The sequence below is a fragment of the Microcoleus sp. D3_18a_C4 genome, assembly GCF_036702415.1.
Classification (GTDB): domain Bacteria; phylum Cyanobacteriota; class Cyanobacteriia; order Cyanobacteriales; family Microcoleaceae; genus Microcoleus.
In genome coordinates this window covers 107,050-123,078 of sequence record NZ_JAUBTI010000003.1, presented here as the reverse complement: position 1 = coordinate 123,078, position 16,029 = coordinate 107,050, and the positions used below count along the sequence as shown (strand labels likewise).

General features: G+C 48.0%; 13 protein-coding genes. 5 read left to right on the top strand and 8 right to left on the bottom strand.

Annotation, left to right across the window (positions count from 1 at the left end; all coding sequences use genetic code 11):
- Positions 1-100: 100 nt before the first annotated feature.
- Positions 101-1,717 carry a family 10 glycosylhydrolase gene (locus tag QUB16_RS02760; protein ID WP_333313852.1) on the top strand — a complete coding sequence of 539 codons (1,617 nt, stop codon included), beginning with the start codon at positions 101-103 and terminating at the stop codon, positions 1,715-1,717.
- Between the two features lie 101 nt (positions 1,718-1,818).
- Here the strand turns inward: QUB16_RS02760 and QUB16_RS02755 are convergent, their stop codons facing one another.
- The 4 genes from QUB16_RS02755 to dusB all read right to left on the bottom strand — a co-directional run bounded on the left by QUB16_RS02755 (position 1,819) and on the right by dusB (position 5,965).
- A complete protein-coding gene (locus tag QUB16_RS02755; RefSeq protein WP_333313850.1) occupies positions 1,819-2,301 on the bottom strand; it encodes a type II toxin-antitoxin system VapC family toxin in 483 nt (160 codons plus the stop codon).
- Entirely contained in the window at positions 2,298-3,608 is a 1,311-nt protein-coding gene (locus tag QUB16_RS02750) for an AAA family ATPase (protein WP_333313849.1), read from the bottom strand. Before QUB16_RS02750 ends, QUB16_RS02755 begins: the two co-directional genes overlap by 4 nt.
- A gap of 217 nt (positions 3,609-3,825) precedes the next feature.
- Positions 3,826-4,746: an ornithine carbamoyltransferase gene (gene argF, locus QUB16_RS02745; RefSeq protein WP_333313847.1), complete on the bottom strand. Its 921-nt coding sequence runs from the start codon at positions 4,744-4,746 to the stop codon at positions 3,826-3,828.
- A gap of 205 nt (positions 4,747-4,951) precedes the next feature.
- A complete protein-coding gene (gene dusB, locus QUB16_RS02740; RefSeq protein WP_333313845.1) occupies positions 4,952-5,965 on the bottom strand; it encodes a tRNA dihydrouridine synthase DusB in 1,014 nt (337 codons plus the stop codon).
- A gap of 463 nt (positions 5,966-6,428) precedes the next feature.
- Here dusB and QUB16_RS02735 point away from each other — a divergent pair, with 463 nt between their 5' ends.
- Both QUB16_RS02735 and QUB16_RS02730 read left to right on the top strand, forming a co-directional pair.
- Positions 6,429-8,027: a glucose-6-phosphate isomerase gene (locus tag QUB16_RS02735; RefSeq protein WP_333313844.1), complete on the top strand. Its 1,599-nt coding sequence runs from the start codon at positions 6,429-6,431 to the stop codon at positions 8,025-8,027.
- A gap of 519 nt (positions 8,028-8,546) precedes the next feature.
- Positions 8,547-9,287 (top strand): response regulator transcription factor, encoded by a 741-nt coding sequence (locus tag QUB16_RS02730; protein ID WP_333313842.1) that lies wholly within the window; start codon positions 8,547-8,549, stop codon positions 9,285-9,287.
- 10 nt (positions 9,288-9,297) lie between these two features.
- Here QUB16_RS02730 and QUB16_RS02725 read toward each other — a convergent pair whose 3' ends face one another.
- The 4 genes from QUB16_RS02725 to murC form a co-directional block, all read right to left on the bottom strand.
- Positions 9,298-9,789 carry a low molecular weight protein-tyrosine-phosphatase gene (locus tag QUB16_RS02725; protein ID WP_333313840.1) on the bottom strand — a complete coding sequence of 164 codons (492 nt, stop codon included), beginning with the start codon at positions 9,787-9,789 and terminating at the stop codon, positions 9,298-9,300.
- Between the two features lie 181 nt (positions 9,790-9,970).
- Entirely contained in the window at positions 9,971-10,321 is a 351-nt protein-coding gene (locus tag QUB16_RS02720; protein ID WP_190742781.1) for a YbaB/EbfC family nucleoid-associated protein, read from the bottom strand.
- A 62-nt stretch (positions 10,322-10,383) separates the two neighbouring features.
- A complete protein-coding gene (murB, locus tag QUB16_RS02715) occupies positions 10,384-11,340 on the bottom strand; it encodes a UDP-N-acetylmuramate dehydrogenase (protein ID WP_333313938.1) in 957 nt (318 codons plus the stop codon).
- Positions 11,341-11,490: 150 nt separating this feature from the next.
- Positions 11,491-13,047, bottom strand: coding sequence for a UDP-N-acetylmuramate--L-alanine ligase (gene murC / locus QUB16_RS02710; protein ID WP_333313838.1), 1,557 nt, complete (start codon positions 13,045-13,047; stop codon positions 11,491-11,493).
- A 620-nt stretch (positions 13,048-13,667) separates the two neighbouring features.
- On the opposite strand from murC, the gene nadD reads away from it, so the two are divergent.
- Positions 13,668-14,384 carry a nicotinate-nucleotide adenylyltransferase gene (nadD, locus tag QUB16_RS02705; protein ID WP_333313837.1) on the top strand — a complete coding sequence of 239 codons (717 nt, stop codon included), beginning with the start codon at positions 13,668-13,670 and terminating at the stop codon, positions 14,382-14,384.
- A 191-nt stretch (positions 14,385-14,575) separates the two neighbouring features.
- A complete protein-coding gene (locus QUB16_RS02700; RefSeq protein WP_333102385.1) occupies positions 14,576-15,595 on the top strand; it encodes a type I glyceraldehyde-3-phosphate dehydrogenase in 1,020 nt (339 codons plus the stop codon).
- The last annotated feature ends 434 nt before the right edge of the window (positions 15,596-16,029 follow it).

The window sequence follows — 16,029 nt, the reverse complement described above, 5'->3', positions numbered from 1 at the left end:
CCGATCGGCCCACTTAATTTACCATTGTGCGAAAATGTCAAGCGGACGCTCAAACCAAAAGTCCGTAAAGGACTGTTAAACGCTCTCTCACACATTTCTGATGCGAAATACCAAAACATTCTTTTTGTCAAGCTTGTTCCTGATTGGCTTAACAATTAGTTTTCTGCTGACTCCTGGTTGGTTATCAAACTGGTTCCCAAACCGCGCTAACGCAACGATGCCCCCACAAACCCAAACCGCCGAATTTCGCGCATTCTGGGTGGACGCTTTCAACCCCGGCTTCAAAACTCCTCAAGAAGTCACAAAATTGATTGCAGACGCGCAGCGGGCAAATGCCAACGCGATTGTCGCCCAAGTCCGCCGCCGTGGCGATGCCTTTTACACGAGTGCGATCGAACCCCGCACCCTCGATCCCAACGTTCCGGCGGGTTTCGATCCCCTGCAAGATTTGATTGACAAAGCCCACGCCGCAGGCATTGAAGTACACGCTTGGATGGTGACGCTGCCGGTGGTTTCGGGTACCAAACTTCCCGCCGGTCACGTTTGGCAACAACACGGGCCTTCTGCCCCAGGAAACGACAATTGGGCAATGCTGACTTACGGGGGGGAATCACCCGGTTTCCTCGATCCCGGCCATCCAGACGCCGTAGATTATACTGTTTCCGTCTATTTGGACTTGATCAAGCGCTACGATGTGGACGGCGTACAGTTGGATTATGTGCGCTACGGCGGGCCGACTTGGGGCTACAATCCGACTGCGATCGCCCGTTTCAATCAGCAAACAGGTCGATCGGGCAAACCCGCACCCACCGATCCCGCGTGGATGCAGTGGCGGCGCGATCAGGTGACAAATTTAGTGCGGAAGCTTTATGTAGAAAGCCTTGCGATTAAACCGCGTGTTAAAATTACTGCCGCCACGATCGCCTGGGGAGACGGCCCACAAAACGATGCAGGGTGGTATCAAACGCAGCCTTACAAAGAAGTATTGCAAGATTGGCGCGCTTGGCTGGAAGAAGGGATCGTAGACATGGCGATGCCGATGACTTACCAGCGCGAGTACAAACGATCGCAAAAACTCGCTTATGACCACTGGATCGAGTTCGCCAAAGACCACCAGTACAACCGCCAAATTGCGATCGGCCCCGGCAATTACCTCAACTACATCGAAGACACTCTAGGCCAGATTCGTCGCGCCGAAGGGCCTTCTGCGAAAGGAAATCACGTTGCAGGTACGGTGCTCTATTCCTACGCTAGCAGCAACGTGTACACGAATGTGGAATGGCGATCGGGCGGTAGCGGTGATTTGCCCCGCCAGCCTTGGAAATACGTTCCCCAAAGCAACGATTTGTTTTACACTGCGCTGTCGCAGCCGAGTCAATACGTTGATGCTGCCACGGGCAAAACCGTTCAAACTCAGCCTGTGTGGGCGACAACCGCAGCGGTTCCCGATATGCCTTGGAAGTCGCGGCCGACTACAGGTGCGATCGCCGGAAATTTGCAGCGGTGCGCTCAAAATTGCGACGGTGCGAGCTTGACATTGCAGTCGATCGATGCTGCTGGCAAGGTGCGTCAACTGCGCGCCGATGGTAAAGGATGGTTTGGGGCGATCGAGCTTTCTCCGGGAACTTATCAGTTGAAAGTTGACGGTAGTCAAATTCAACAAACAGTTAATGTTGTCGCAGGTGAAGTCACAAAAGTGAATTTTGCCAGTTTGTAGGGTTTCAACTTAGCCCGACGCCAGCGGGTTAAACCCCTGGCGTCGGGCGAAAGTCATCTTCAGTTGAAAAGCCGGCGTTTAAACCTCGGGCGAACCGATCATTATTTTGCGTTTTGGTGATAGCGACTTAAATCACTGTCCAGTGACCAAATAAACACTTCACTCATGGGGAAGCGCTTGCACGACTTATTAAATTCTTCAATGATACTGAGATCGCCGAAGCTAGTTCCTTCAGGCTTATCAGGGGCTTTGTTTTTGCCAGCTCCATCGGGAAAATTGTCAATCCACTCTAGTATCTCTGTTGTAGTGGGGAATTGAGTAAGTGACCAAGGAGCTTCACCCTTAAATGCAGCTTTAACTTCTTTAACAAAACGCATGGCTGTTTTCCTTCTCATTGTACCGTCGCCATTCTGGGCAATGTGGTTGCCTGTTTCTATTATGGTTGCCATCGGTAACAAAAAAGTACAACCAGATTCAGCATAAACCTTAAAATCTTCGAGGACTAATGCCCTATCCTGATTACAGTTGGGAACATTAAGAAAGTTGAGGAAAATGCTAGTATCGATTAGGCAAATACTACTCATTCCCCGTACTCCTGCAAACGAGACAGCCATGCCATTGCTTGCTGTTTTCTCTCATCAGGCGTGTGCGGCGACTTGACAAACCGATCGACTACTCCAGCAGTTACCAATTGACCAAGAGGGCCTTGCGATATCAGGCTAGGAAACTCATACATATCTCCGAGTCGTACAAGGCGGCTATCCCCTGCTTGCGGATCTCGGTAACAAAACACTACATCACCGAGAGCAGCATCAGGTAAGGCATCCATGAGAGCGGGGTTGTGAGTAGAAAGCAGCACCCGCAAATTACGACGCTCGGCAATATCTCGAATGCAGGTTAGTAGATGTTGGGCGCGGTTGGGATGAACGCCATTATCGATTTCTTCGATGACTACTAAACTACCTTCGGTTGCTGATAGCATGGCTGCTGTAATTGCTAACACCCGCAAAGTGCCATCTGATAACAAAGCCGCCTCGCAATAGCGCGGTTTATTACCAAAGGTTTCTGCTAGGCGTACCATCACTTCATCTCGCGGGCCAGAAATGAAATCTAGCTTTTCTATAGCCTGTTCTGGTAAGCTCTGAATCAAGTTTAAAATAGTTTTTTGATTATCGGGTTTATTTTCCCAGAGGCGAAACAAAACACTGGAAAGATTAGTGCCATCCTCCTGTAAGCGTTTATCCGATTTGAAACTGTACTCGCGCATTTTGGCGGGAACGGGATCTAGAAATAGGATGTTTTGTAATACTCTTTGATATTCGTGGACTGTTTCAGGAATGACTTTTTGGGATTTATGGTTTTTTGCATCAAAACGAGCAGGTGTGTCTAATTGAACAAAGATAGCCATTTGATCGCTGCAAATTACTCGTGGCTTATTTTTTCCTTTGGTAAAGTTGTTATAGGAAACATCAACATCCGTCCCTATTCCTTGAGATGGTTTATTTAGCTCATATAGAGGTATTTGACTTGTTTCAGTTGTCGAGCCAACAATCCGCTCACTACTAATATGCAGTTCTCCCTCACGCACATTGAGGGTTATATCAAGTTGGTTCCATTTTGTTGAGTCTAAATGGCAACCGATGGTAAAACTTGACTCTCCTTGATAAGATAAATCATCGACTCGACCGCGTATAATGCGATCGGCATTATTGACCGCATATTGAATAGTGGTGAGTTTTTGACCTTGTGCCAACCATGACAAAAAGCGCAAAGCTTCAATTGCATTACTTTTGCCTGCAGCGTTGGCTCCGATGAGCACAGTCAGCGCTCCAAGCGGTAATCGGCTTGTTTTGTAACTCTTGAAGTTTGCGAGGGTAAATTCTGTTAGCATGGTGTCGATCTGGAATTGTCGATTATTGGGTGTTAAATGTGAATTAGCGACAACTTCATGTTTTCCGATAACCTTTTGTGAATTATGTTTTTTTTATTAACCGCAGAGGGCGCAGAGGGCGCAGAGAAAGAGAATAGAAGAGATTGAGATTGAGATTGAGAGAATGACTTTTCTCTTATTCTGCAGTCGGGCTATTCTTCTCTTCCCTTCTCTATTCCTAATCGCTTTCTAGAATGCTTGCGAGCAAAGCTTGCTGAGCGTGCATCCGATTTTCTGCCTGATCCCAAACGCGCGATTGACCGCCTTCAATCACTGCATCGGTAATCTCTTCATCTCGGTGTGCGGGCAAACAGTGCAATACAATTGCATTCTTATCTGCTAACTTCAGCAATTGTTCATTTACCTGATAGGGTTCAAACAAAGGAATCCTGATTTTTGCTTCCTCTTCCTGTCCCATACTCGCCCAAACATCAGTATAAATCACTTGAGCATTCTTCACAGCAGCTTCTGCGTCCGTCGTCACAGTAACTTCTGTTTTTCCCTGAGCAATATTCTTAGCTTTTTCCACTATCTCAGCATTCGGCTGGAAATCTTGAGGGCAAGCAATTCTTACATTCATTCCCGTCATTGCACAGCCCAACATCAGCGAATTTGCCATATTATTGCCATCGCCTAAATAAGTCAGGGTCAATCCTTCCAACTTGCCAAAACACTCTTTTACTGTCATTAAATCCGCCAGCACTTGACATGGGTGTTCGTCATCTGTCAGCGCATTAATCACAGGAATTTTGGCATAATTGGCAAAAGTTGCTAAGTCCTTTTGCTCGAAAGTCCGAATCGCCAAAATGTCTAAATATCTGTCTAAAACCCTGGCTGTATCTACCAAAGGTTCACCGCGGCTGACTTGTGTAACGTTGGGATTGAGGTCAATCACTTGCCCTCCCAATTTATACATTGCTACTGTAAAACTTACCCGCGTTCGCGTTGAAGCTTTGGAAAATAACAAGCCCAGAACTTTATTGCGTTTCAGCTTGACCATTCCCGATTTTAAACTGGCTGCTAGATCCAGCAAATAATTTAATTCGTCAATGCTTAAATCTGCCAGACTTAATAAATCTCGCCCTTTTAATGAGTCCATGCTTTCCCCCACACACAAATTTTTAACTGTGTCTTAAATCTTAGCCCGCAGAGGCGGGTTTTGTTTATTTTAGCTTGCACCATTCTCAAGAACAGGCAAGATGCCTGTTCCACAAAGATTAGATTTTATTTTGGGAAGTAGGGGTTGGGCAGGAGAACCCGCCCGTGAAAGGCTTATTAACAATGGTGCAATATCTAAGTTTATTTCAACTTGCGGGCAATTGCTCGATCGCCCGATCGATCGAATCGCAACCTTGTTCCACCGTTTCTACCACAGCCAACACGCCCCGCAATTCCCCAGCGCCGGGGAAACCCTTAGCATACCAGGTTAAGTGCTTGCGCGCTTGGCAAACACCGCTTTCACCTTTATATTCCCACAAAGCCCGCAAATGTTCCTTAGCACATTCGAGGCGTTCAATTGGTGTCGGAGCTATCTTTTCTTCACCAGTTTTCAAGAAATAATCAACTTCTCCCACCAAAAAAGGATAGCCCAAAGTTCCCCGCGAACACATCACTCCATCCGCGCCCGTTTCTTCCAGACATCGCATCGCTGCTTCCACTGAAAAAATATCCCCGTTAGCAATAACTGGAATCGATAAAACTTCTTTCACTCGGCGAATCCACTCCCATTTTGCCGGGCCGGTGTAACCTTGCGATCGAGTTCGGCCGTGCACGGTAATCATTTTTGCTCCCGCATCTTCCATCCGCTTCGCAAATTCCAAAATATTAATTTCTTTGTCTGTCCAACCGATTCTAGTTTTAACGGTGACAGGAACATCTACCGCTTCCACCACAGCCCGCACAATTGCCTCGGCCGTTTCCGGGTCGCGCAGCAGCGAAGAACCGCCGCCGTTTTTAGTAATTTTGTTAACCGGACAGCCCATATTAATATCAACAGTATCCGCTCCTTCGGCCACTGCTTTCTGGGCCGCTTCTGCCAAGAAATCCGGCCGGCAGTCAAACAATTGAATGCTAATCGGGCGTTCGTTCGGGTCAACTTCCATAATTCTCGGCAGTTGCTTCACGTAGTGCAAACCCGTAGCGTTCACCATTTCCGTGTACATCATCGAATCCGGCGCGTAGCGGCGCACCAGGCGGCGAAATACCAAATCGGTAACGCCGGATAAGGGCGATTGCAGGACGCGGCTTTTAACTTCAAAATCGCCGATTTTGAGCGGAGTTGCTAACCTTTCTTTTAATTCGGGAGATAGAGCAAGCATAGTCGATCGCACTTAAATTCTAATATCTGTATATTATACTACACTTCAGATAGTTGACTGTTGTTAACTATATTTTTAGCCGATTATTGAGTGACAGCTAAAAGTATATTTAACCTGACCGCAATGCCTATTTTACACATCCCGATCGCCCGAATTTGAATATTGTCAAACCAGGGCCCAAACGCCAACCCCGACCACAGTTAAATCTCTGTGCCACTTCGATCTATCTATGGGGTGTGGCCATTAATGGGGGATCTACCTACTAAGACTGTTGCCCAAGTCATATTTTTATTGTTTAATTCTGCCGAATGCTCTGACTGCCTTCTGTTCCGGCTGCCTTCAGACGATTAATGCTTAAATTTATTAGGATTCTGCAAAAGCCGTACATCAGATCGTTTTAAACTACAATTGGTGGATTCCTGACGACGCCGATCGAACATTAAAAAAATTGTAGAGAATTCCTATGGACGCCGCAGCACTCTGGCAACGCTATCAAGACTGGCTTTACTATCACTCTGGATTGGGACTTTACCTCGATATCAGCCGCATGGGATTCGACGACGCTTTCGCAGCAGCACTGAAGCCCAAATTTGACAAAGCTTTCAAAGACATGGCAGCTTTAGAAGCAGGTGCGATCGCCAATCCCGACGAAAACCGCATGGTGGGCCACTACTGGCTGCGAAACCCCGATTTAGCTCCCACTCCAGAATTAAAACAAGAAATAGTTGAAGGGATAGCACAAGTCGAAGCATTTGTCAAGAAAGTTCAAAACCGCGATATTAAACCGCCCTTTGCTCCGCAATTTACCGACATAATTTCGATCGGCATCGGTGGTTCCGCCCTGGGCCCCCAATTTGTCGCCGAAGCTTTATCCCCAGACATTCCGCCCCTAGCAATACATTTTATCGACAACACAGATCCGGCTGGGATCGATCGAGTCCTCAACAAAATCAAAGACAAACTCGCCAGCACCCTAGTAATTACTATCTCCAAATCCGGCGGCACCCCCGAACCCCGCAACGGCATGATCGAAGTTCAAAAAGCCTTCGCCGCCCAAAAACTCGACTTCGCCAAACAGGCAGTTGCCATCACTGGATGTGACAGCAAACTAGACAACTTAGCCAAATCCGAAGGCTGGATTGGCAGCTTCCCAATGGCCGACTGGGTGGGAGGACGCACTTCCGAATTGTCAGCAGTAGGACTTTTGCCCGCAGCTTTGCAAGGCATCGACATTCGGGCGATGCTCGACGGCGCTAAAGTCATGGACGAAGCTAGCAGAATTCCCGACATTAAAAATAATCCCGCCGCCCTGTTAGCAATGTCCTGGTATTTTGCTTGCAACGGACGTGGCGAAAAAGATATGGTAGTTTTGCCGTATAAAGATTCACTGCTATTGTTCAGCCGCTACTTGCAGCAATTAGTCATGGAATCGATCGGCAAACAGGAAGATTTAGACGGCAATACAGTTCATCAAGGAATCGCAGTTTACGGCAACAAAGGCAGCACCGACCAACACGCCTACGTCCAGCAACTGCGAGACGGGGTGCCGAATTTCTTCCTAACATTTATCGAAGTTTTGCAAGACAGGCAAGGCATTTCCCCAGAAGTAGAAACCGGCGTCACTTCGGGAGATTATTTGTCTGGTTTGTTGCAGGGAACTCGGCAAGCCTTGTACGAAAATCACCGAGATTCCATTACTGTCACAATTCCCGAAGTCAACCCTCGGACAGTAGGAGCATTAATCGCCCTCTACGAAAGAGCCGTAGGTTTTTACGGTTCCTTGGTGAATGTCAATGCCTATCACCAGCCAGGGGTTGAAGCAGGCAAAAAAGCAGCCGCTGCTGTATTGGACTTGCAGCAACGGGTACTGCAAGTGCTCAAAGACGCCCAAAAACCTCTTTCTGTCGCAGAAATAGCTAAAAAATCAGGAAAACCAGAGCAAATCGAGACAATTTACAAAACTCTGCGACATTTGGCAGCCAACGGGCGCGGCGTAGCTTTGGAGGGAACATTAGGGCAGCCTGCTACTTTAACAGCAAGTTATCAACGAAATGGGGTCTAAAACCCTGTCCTTCTAGGACGGCTTTAATTTCTTAAATCCCTTCCTAAAAGTGAGGCAATTTCTAGTATACTAGAGTAGTCAAGGTTAAACTCCTTCGCCCGGAGTGTATAAAAACAGTTAACGACACACTTTGGCGCGTAAACCGGGGGACAAAGAGCGGCGAAAACTCTATAAACAGCTAGGGGCTTAACACAGTTCCTTTAACCAGAGAAACAAACTATTTAGTCTTGTTAAGTAGGGTAGGGCATACCCGAACTCTAGGTGAATATCCTAGTACGCTTTTGGAGATAGACCCTAGGCGGGTGACTGCGAATCGGGCTCGTTAATTGGTAGGCTTTCTACGGTTAAAAAGTTTGAGTATTGCCGAAAGGACGCAACATTTTAAGGTCAGTCGCTGAATTAAGAATCCCTGTCCTTTAGGTCAGGGAGTGTCAAAAACAGAATTAAACAGTAGAATTAAAAATTAAAAGTGACTAATTTCACTTTTAATTTTTAATGTTTAATTTTTAAATTCCCCTCATGCCCTTGACCATTCTGGTTGCTGACGACGATTTCGCGACTCGCTTGTCGATTACCGATTATCTGGAAATTTCCGGATACTCTGTAATCCCTGCTGAGAATGGCAAAGAAGCTTTAGGTTTGGTAGAGGAATTTCAGCCCCACTTGATTGTTACCGACATTACAATGCCCGAGATGGATGGCTACGAATTTGTGCGGCGAGTTCGGACTCGTCCCGCTTTCCGCTTGCTGCCGGTGATTTTTTTGACGGAACGCACGAGCACGCAGGAACGGATTCGCGGCTATCAGATGGGGTGCGACAATTATCTGGCTAAGCCTTTTGAACTCCAAGAATTGGGGGCGGTAATTCGCTCTTTGCTCGATCGCTACGCTCTAATCGCTCAGGCACCGTCTCATTCCCCAAAACCTGAACCGACGCCAACAGAGGCACGCAGCAGAGCCAACAGCCAGCCAGAAGCGGATTTTTTTACTCAAAAGTCAAACACAGGCGATTCCCTACGGGATAGCTCCGCTTCACGCCCATCTCCCAGCCAAAATGCTCCGAGTTTGACTCAGCGAGAGCGAGAAGTGCTAGAGTTGCTAACAGAAGGTCTTTCTAATATTCAAATAGGCGATCGACTCCACCTGAGTCCTCGAACTGTCGAAAAGCACGTCAGCAGGTTGTTCAGAAAAACCGACAGCAACAACCGTGCAGAACTCGTTCGCTTTGCGATGGAACATCATTTAGTCGGTAATTGGTAATTGGTAATTGTTAATTGGTAATTCTTAATTTTTCCTGATTGATAACGTACTCCAACAAACCCGCTTGAGCGTCCAGCAGCAAATCAATTACTCGATCAAATCCCTCCGGGCCACCGTAGTAAGGATCTGGCACTTCTTTAAGGTCGTATTTCTGGCAAAAATCGCACATCAGTCGCACTTTATCTTTATACTTTCCAGCCGCATCCAGGGCAAGAATATTGCGATAATTGTCCCGATCCATAGCCAGAATCAAATCAAAATTTTCAAAATCTTTCCTGGTAAATTGGCGGGCTTCGCCTAGCAATTCAATGTCTCGCTTCTTCGCCGCCAATGCCATCCGCCTGTCAGGGGGGCTGCCAATGTGATAGCTAGCAGTTCCAGCAGAATCGCAGGTGATGCGATCGCTCAAACCAGCTTGTTCAATTAAGTGATTCATAATATTTTCTGCTGAGGGCGATCGGCAGATGTTTCCGAGGCAGACAAACAATAATTTATAAGACATTAAATTGATAATTAGTAATTGGTAATTTTTAATGGGAAGGAAGAAAGAAAATTTTTCCTTTCCCCTTTTTCCCAACGTTTTGTGCTTCAGACAAATCAATCAGTCATTAGTTGTTAGCTTCCTTTTTAAACACAGATAGCTAACAACTAATGACTGATGACTAATGACTGATGACTAATGACTAACCGAAACCGGGGAGATTTAGTCCACCGGTGAGTTCTTCCATTTTCTCCCGCATCGTCATCGTAGACTTAGTGTAAGCATCCTGCATCGCCACAGTGACGAGTTCAGAAACCACATCAGCACCTTCACCGAGGGCATCCGGTGAGATTTCCACGCGGCGGGGTTCTTGGTTGCCGCTGAGAAAAACCTTGACCAAGCCGCCGCCTGCTGTTCCCTCAATTTCCATGACATCCAACTCTTCTTGGAGCTTTTTAGCTCCTTCTTGAACCTGCTGAGCTTTTTTGAAAGCTTCAGTCAGTTCTTTCATTTTGCCCAGGCCGAAGCCAAATCCTTGTCCTGATTTTGTCATAACTACTTTGTGATGGTGTGTGGGCTGGCAGTCTGCCGTTTCCGTATTACTTCAATGATGCCTTAGAAGGGAAACTCTCCCAGTATTCTAACTTCTGGCTCCAACAACAGCGACCACCGCTGCTCGACTTGCTGTTGAACGTGGCGGATCACTTGAAAAATATCATTGGCCGTTGCCGACCCGCAGTTAAGAATAAAATTAGCATGGCGCTGAGCTACTTGTGCGCCTCCGATCTGATATCCCTTCAGTCCCGCTTGTTCGATGAACCAACCGGCAGTCTTGGGGCCGGGGTTGCGGAAGACTGAGCCACAGCTAGGCAGATGGTAAGGTTGAGTTGTCCGCCGCTGGCTGAAATGGGCATTAGTTTCTGCCATTACTTGCGATCGGTCGAATCCCGGCTGTAACTGGAAAGTCGCTTCTGTTACTAGCCGATCGCCCCCTTGCAGCACCGAAGTCCGGTAGCGGTACTCCAACTCTTGGGGAGTCAGAATTTCCACCTTGCCACCAGGGGATAGGACGCGAGCGTTGACCAGAATATCAGCAGTACAGCCTCTATGAGCGCCTGCATTCATCACCACAGCCCCTCCCACGGTGCCCGGTATGCCGACTGCCCATTCTAGACCTTTCCAGCCCCGTTTAGCCGCCAACCAAGCAAGGCGGGGAATTGACTCCCCTGCCCCCGCTGTAACTTGACCTGTTTCTGGGTTAAAATTCACCTGTTTCAGGTAGCGAGTGCCGACGACCAAACCGGACAAACCCCGATCGCTCACCAACAAATTAGAACCTGCACCCAGCAGAGTCACCGGCATCCCTTCATCGTGTGCCCAGGCAAAACTCGCTTGCAAAGCCTCCATACTGCGGGGAGCAACGTACCACTCGGCCGGGCCGCCGACTCGGAAGGAAGTCAGGCCCGCCAGCGAAACTTGGGAGTTAATCTTGCAATCAGTTCCCCGCAAAGAAATAGGAGAATACACTCGCCGATTGTCCTTAACAGAGGAGTCATTCGAGATAGTCACCATCTTGAAAATCCTTAAAAATACCTTCGCTCGAAGACGTGGTTTAAAATCCATTTAGCTAACTTATGTCGCCCCTTTGAGCGAGCCGTCCGACAGAAGTTTCGGCCCAACGTGCAACGCCATAATGTCGATCGACTCTACTCAGTTCGCGAGCTAATCGGGGCGATCGGCTTGTTGATAAAAAGCCATAACCTCTGGAATAATCTGATTCAGATTACCAGCACCCAAAAACAGAGCCAAATCCCCCGGTTGCAGATTTTGGGTTAAAAACTTAGTGACTGACTCCAGGGAAGGCGCAAACTCAACCTCTCGGCCTTCTTTAGCAATCAAATCAGCAACCTGCTGCCCGCTAATCTCTCCTAAATTCGGTTCCCCAGCACTATAAATATCGCAAGCCACAACCAAATCAGCATCCCCAAAAGATTGAGAAAATTCTGGTAAAAATGTCAGAGTCCGGCTGTAACGGTGGGGTTGAAAAATTGCAACCACTCTTCGGGATTTAGGATTTTTTTCGCTACCTTCGATACGCAAGCGAGCCGCCGCCAAGGTGACACGAATTTCGCTAGGATGGTGGGCGTAGTCATCCACAAACAGGATGTCATTGTGAAAACCCCGCACCTCAAAACGGCGGCGAGCTCCTTCAAAGCCAGCAATCGCTTTGGCAATCGCCGAAAACTCTAACCCCAACAATCGGCCTACTGCTACCGCAGCTAGTGCATTGCTGAGATTGTGTGTACCCAGCAACTTCAACTCCATTTCCCCCAGGAAAGCTCCTCGCTCCCAAATCCGAGCCTTGGTACTTTCGGCCCCGTACTCCACGCCCGATGCCGTGTAGTCAGCACCGCTATCCGGCTGCAAACTATAACTGACATCAGGCTGAAGGCAGTCTTTGACGATTTGGTCGTCAATGCAGCCCACCAAGGTTTGACAGTTTTGGGCAAACACCTTAAATGTGTCTATTACCTGGTCAAGGGTATCGTAATGGTCTGGATGATCCAGTTCCACGTTCGTTACTATGCCAATTTTGGCTACCAGCTTAACGAGAGAACCGTCAGATTCATCAGCCTCGGCCACTAAGTAGGGGCCTTCCCCCAAACGGGCATTGCCTTCCCAAGCATTTACCTCGCCTCCTACTACGATGGTCGGGTCTAGACCCGCAGCCATCAGCATGAAGCCGATTAAGCTGCTAGTAGTAGTTTTGCCATGAGTCCCGGCTACGGCTATGCTTTGGTAATCTTGAATTAACGCTGCCAACACATCCGATCGATGAAAAATCGGACAGCCCAAATCTAAAGCAGCTCTATATTCGGCATTGGCTGGGTGAATAGCCGTCGAACATACTACTTGAGGCAATCCCGGAATTGCTTGGGCGCTTGAACCGTTGCCGTTCAATTGGACAGCTTTGGCTGTCGCGACAGAAGTCCCTACCGTACCCCCCACTGCCGAGGATACTGCCCTTTCCTGTTGCCCGCAGTCGGGACTGCTACCGTTAAGGGCCGTTTGAAATAGTTCAAAATTGCTGGCGTCTTGACTCCAAAAAATATGAGCTCCCATTCCTTGCAAGCGCTCGGTTATGTGACTCGATTTAATATCAGAGCCGTACACAGGCAACTTGCGTTTAGCTAGAATGTAGGCAAGGGCTGACATCCCAATCCCACCAATGCCGATGAAATGAAATGGTCTACCGCTAAAATCAACAGAACTCGGCATCTTTGCTCCTCACACACCACACCACGCCAATAACACGCGATATCATATCAAGAATTGTTTTTTCAGGATACAGTTCGCTAGAGATTTTGTACAAAATTCTCTGCGCGTCCCTAGATTTGAGGGACTTGTAGAGATGTTTGTCTTGTATCCTATATGACTTAGTACCGAGTAGTTTTCCGGAACAGTCACAGCTCGAAAATTGCAGGTAAGAGAAAACGGGGTCTGGGGCCTGTGCCAATAGACTAATTTTGGGTGGTTGCATACTCCTGCATTCTTTCTATTTCTATCCGCCTGCTGTGCTGGGATACGGCAGCAAAAGCCCCACAACCTTTCTACCAAGATTGAGGGTAAAACCCATAAGGATTTACAAACACTACCACGAACAACAAAATTTCGCTCATTTTGTAGTCATTTATCTACTCCTACGGTTATTTTTTCTTGAAAGTCAGAGATTGACACGATCGCAACTCAACTATAGATAATATGTATTCTCACTTAATTGTATATATACCAAGTTATGCAGTTAGTCGAATAAGTCGAAAAGCGATAGAGTTTACGGTTAAAAGTGTATAAACATAAAATTGGCGCGATGTCTGTATTAATCCTGATTTTGGGGAAATATGGGGAAAATAGCGATTTTGGGGGGGACTTTTGACCCGGTTCACTGGGGTCACGTTTTGGTAGCCGAGACGGCTGCGAGTCAATTTGCTCTCGATCGAGTCATTTGGGTACCGGATCGCTCTCCTCCTCACAAGTGGCGCCTGGATTTGGCAAGTTTTGAGCGGCGGCGGGAAATGCTGGCTTTGGCGATCGCCAATCGCCCAGACTTCGTAATTTCGCCGCGGTCGGCAAATCCCAGAGGCAGTTGTTTTGCGATCGACACCCTGCTGTATTTGCAAAAATTGTATCCCGGCGATCATCGCTGGTACTGGATTATTGGTAGTGACGCACTCCTTACTCTTCCCAAATGGCACCGGTGCGCCGAAATGGCCGGGTTGTGCGACTGGTTGGTGGCCCCACGTCCGAGTCACGGAGATCGAGTGACAGCAGAAAGCGGGGAGATTGGGGGACTGTCCGAGTGGGGAGATTGTCCGGGTGGAAAACCCCTCGATTCCGGGGGGGGCAGGATGCAGGTTCAGGCGACTGCTGTGGGCCGACGAGTTGCCGAACAAATGGCTCTTTTGGACGTGGAAATGCGCTGGGATGTGCTTTCGATGGCTGCGATCGAGATTTCGTCGAGCCACATCCGCCGCTGCTGCGCCGAAAGGCTCGACCTCCGCTACTTAGTCCCGGAAGTTGTCGGGACTTATATTGCAGCCCATCAGCTTTACCAGTAACCAGCGGCAGAAAGCCTAATGCCTTCTGCCTTGCAATTTCAGCCTTCTAGAAAAGTTCAGGTTTTTTTGATCGACACAAAAAGTTATAAAGGATCGACCTTTGCGATATGATCTTGTCTCATAACTCAATTCTTAAATTTTTCCAAAATTTAAGCCTAAGCTAAGGGCTGCCATCGTTAGGAGGTACTAAAGTGATTCGAGTCGCGATCAATGGTTTTGGACGTATCGGGCGCAGTTTTGCGCGCTGCTGGTTGGGCAGAGAAAACAGCCAGCTAGAGTTGGTAGCTATTAATGACACTTCCGATCCCAGAAGTAATGCTCACTTGCTCAGATACGATTCCATGATGGGAACGTTGAAGAATGTGGACATCAGTGCGGATGAAAATTCCATTACCTTAAATGGGAAGACAGTTAAATGCGTGAGCGATCGCAACCCGCTAAACTTGCCTTGGAAAGATTGGGGTATTGATCTGATTATTGAAGCGACCGGCGTCTTCGTTGACCAAGCTGGTGCATCGAAGCATATCACTGCCGGCGCTAAAAAAGTGCTAATTACCGCTCCCGGCAAGGGTTCTGAAGTTGGCACTTATGTGATGGGAGTCAACCACCACAACTACAAGCACAGTGACTACACAGTCATCAGCAATGCTAGCTGTACTACTAACTGTCTAGCTCCTGTACTGAAAGTGCTGCACGAAAATTTTGGCATCGTCAAAGGCATGATGACCACTACCCACAGCTATACTGGGGACCAGCGCTTGCTGGATGCCAGCCACCGCGACTTGCGGCGGGCCCGGGCGGCAGCAATGAATATTGTGCCGACTTCTACCGGAGCAGCCCAAGCTGTGGCTTTGGTGATTCCAGAATTGAAGGGCAAGTTAAATGGTATCGCCATGCGCGTGCCGACTCCCAATGTGTCGGTAGTTGATTTTGTGGCTCAGGTAGAGAAAAAGACTTTTACCGAGCAAGTAAATCAAGTGTTCAAAGAAGCTGCCTCTGGCTCCATGAAAGGGATTTTGGAGTACAACGATTTGCCTTTAGTTTCATGCGACTATCGCGGAAGTGATGCTTCTTCGATTCTGGATTCCAGCTTAACGCTGGTGATGGATGGCGACATGGTAAAGGTTTTGGCTTGGTACGACAATGAGTGGGGCTACAGTCAGCGGGTGGTTGACTTGGCTGAATTGGTCGCCCAAAGGTGGGAAGCTTAATCCGAAGGTAGAAGGCATTAGTCATTCGGCAGAAGCTAAAAAATGCTGATATTTTTTACTTTTGAGTCGATTTCTAGCTGACTGGTTATTTCTGTTTTCCAGCGGTAGAGACTTTTGGCAGCCGATAGTTGGCGAGTAGAAGATGAAATATGGTAGGGAGACGGCAGTGGGCAATGGTGTCAACTTAAGCTTTTTGTCCACCAGTCCTCCCGCCCACCCGTTAGTCCGCCAGGGAATGAATTCCCTGTCTAATAGCTAAAGTCCTCTGAAGAGGACTAATGAGTTTTTTAGTCCTCTTCAGAGGACTTTAGCTTTGAGGCAGGGGTTTCAACCCCGGTCGGACTATGGGTGGTACGTTAAGTTGATACCTATGGGCAGTGCGGTGTCCCTACCCGATATCCGTGGGAGACGGCAGTGCGGTGTCCCTAGGATAT

What these genes read in the sequence shown, in the direction of transcription:
- argF (WP_333313847.1), bottom strand. Translation starts at nt 4,746, where the DNA reads ATGGACTCATTAAAAGGGCGAGATTTATTAAGTCTGGCAGATTTAAGC.
- QUB16_RS02730 (WP_333313842.1), top strand. Translation starts at nt 8,547, where the DNA reads ATGCCCTTGACCATTCTGGTTGCTGACGACGATTTCGCGACTCGCTTG.
- dusB (WP_333313845.1), bottom strand. Translation starts at nt 5,965, where the DNA reads ATGCTTGCTCTATCTCCCGAATTAAAAGAAAGGTTAGCAACTCCGCTC.
- QUB16_RS02755 (WP_333313850.1), bottom strand. Translation starts at nt 2,301, where the DNA reads ATGAGTAGTATTTGCCTAATCGATACTAGCATTTTCCTCAACTTTCTT.
- QUB16_RS02735 (WP_333313844.1), top strand. Translation starts at nt 6,429, where the DNA reads ATGGACGCCGCAGCACTCTGGCAACGCTATCAAGACTGGCTTTACTAT.
- murB (WP_333313938.1), bottom strand. Translation starts at nt 11,340, where the DNA reads ATGGTGACTATCTCGAATGACTCCTCTGTTAAGGACAATCGGCGAGTG.
- QUB16_RS02750 (WP_333313849.1), bottom strand. Translation starts at nt 3,608, where the DNA reads ATGCTAACAGAATTTACCCTCGCAAACTTCAAGAGTTACAAAACAAGC.
- murC (WP_333313838.1), bottom strand. Translation starts at nt 13,047, where the DNA reads ATGCCGAGTTCTGTTGATTTTAGCGGTAGACCATTTCATTTCATCGGC.
- QUB16_RS02725 (WP_333313840.1), bottom strand. Translation starts at nt 9,789, where the DNA reads ATGTCTTATAAATTATTGTTTGTCTGCCTCGGAAACATCTGCCGATCG.
- QUB16_RS02760 (WP_333313852.1), top strand. Translation starts at nt 101, where the DNA reads ATGCGAAATACCAAAACATTCTTTTTGTCAAGCTTGTTCCTGATTGGC.
- nadD (WP_333313837.1), top strand. Translation starts at nt 13,668, where the DNA reads ATGGGGAAAATAGCGATTTTGGGGGGGACTTTTGACCCGGTTCACTGG.
- QUB16_RS02720 (WP_190742781.1), bottom strand. Translation starts at nt 10,321, where the DNA reads ATGACAAAATCAGGACAAGGATTTGGCTTCGGCCTGGGCAAAATGAAA.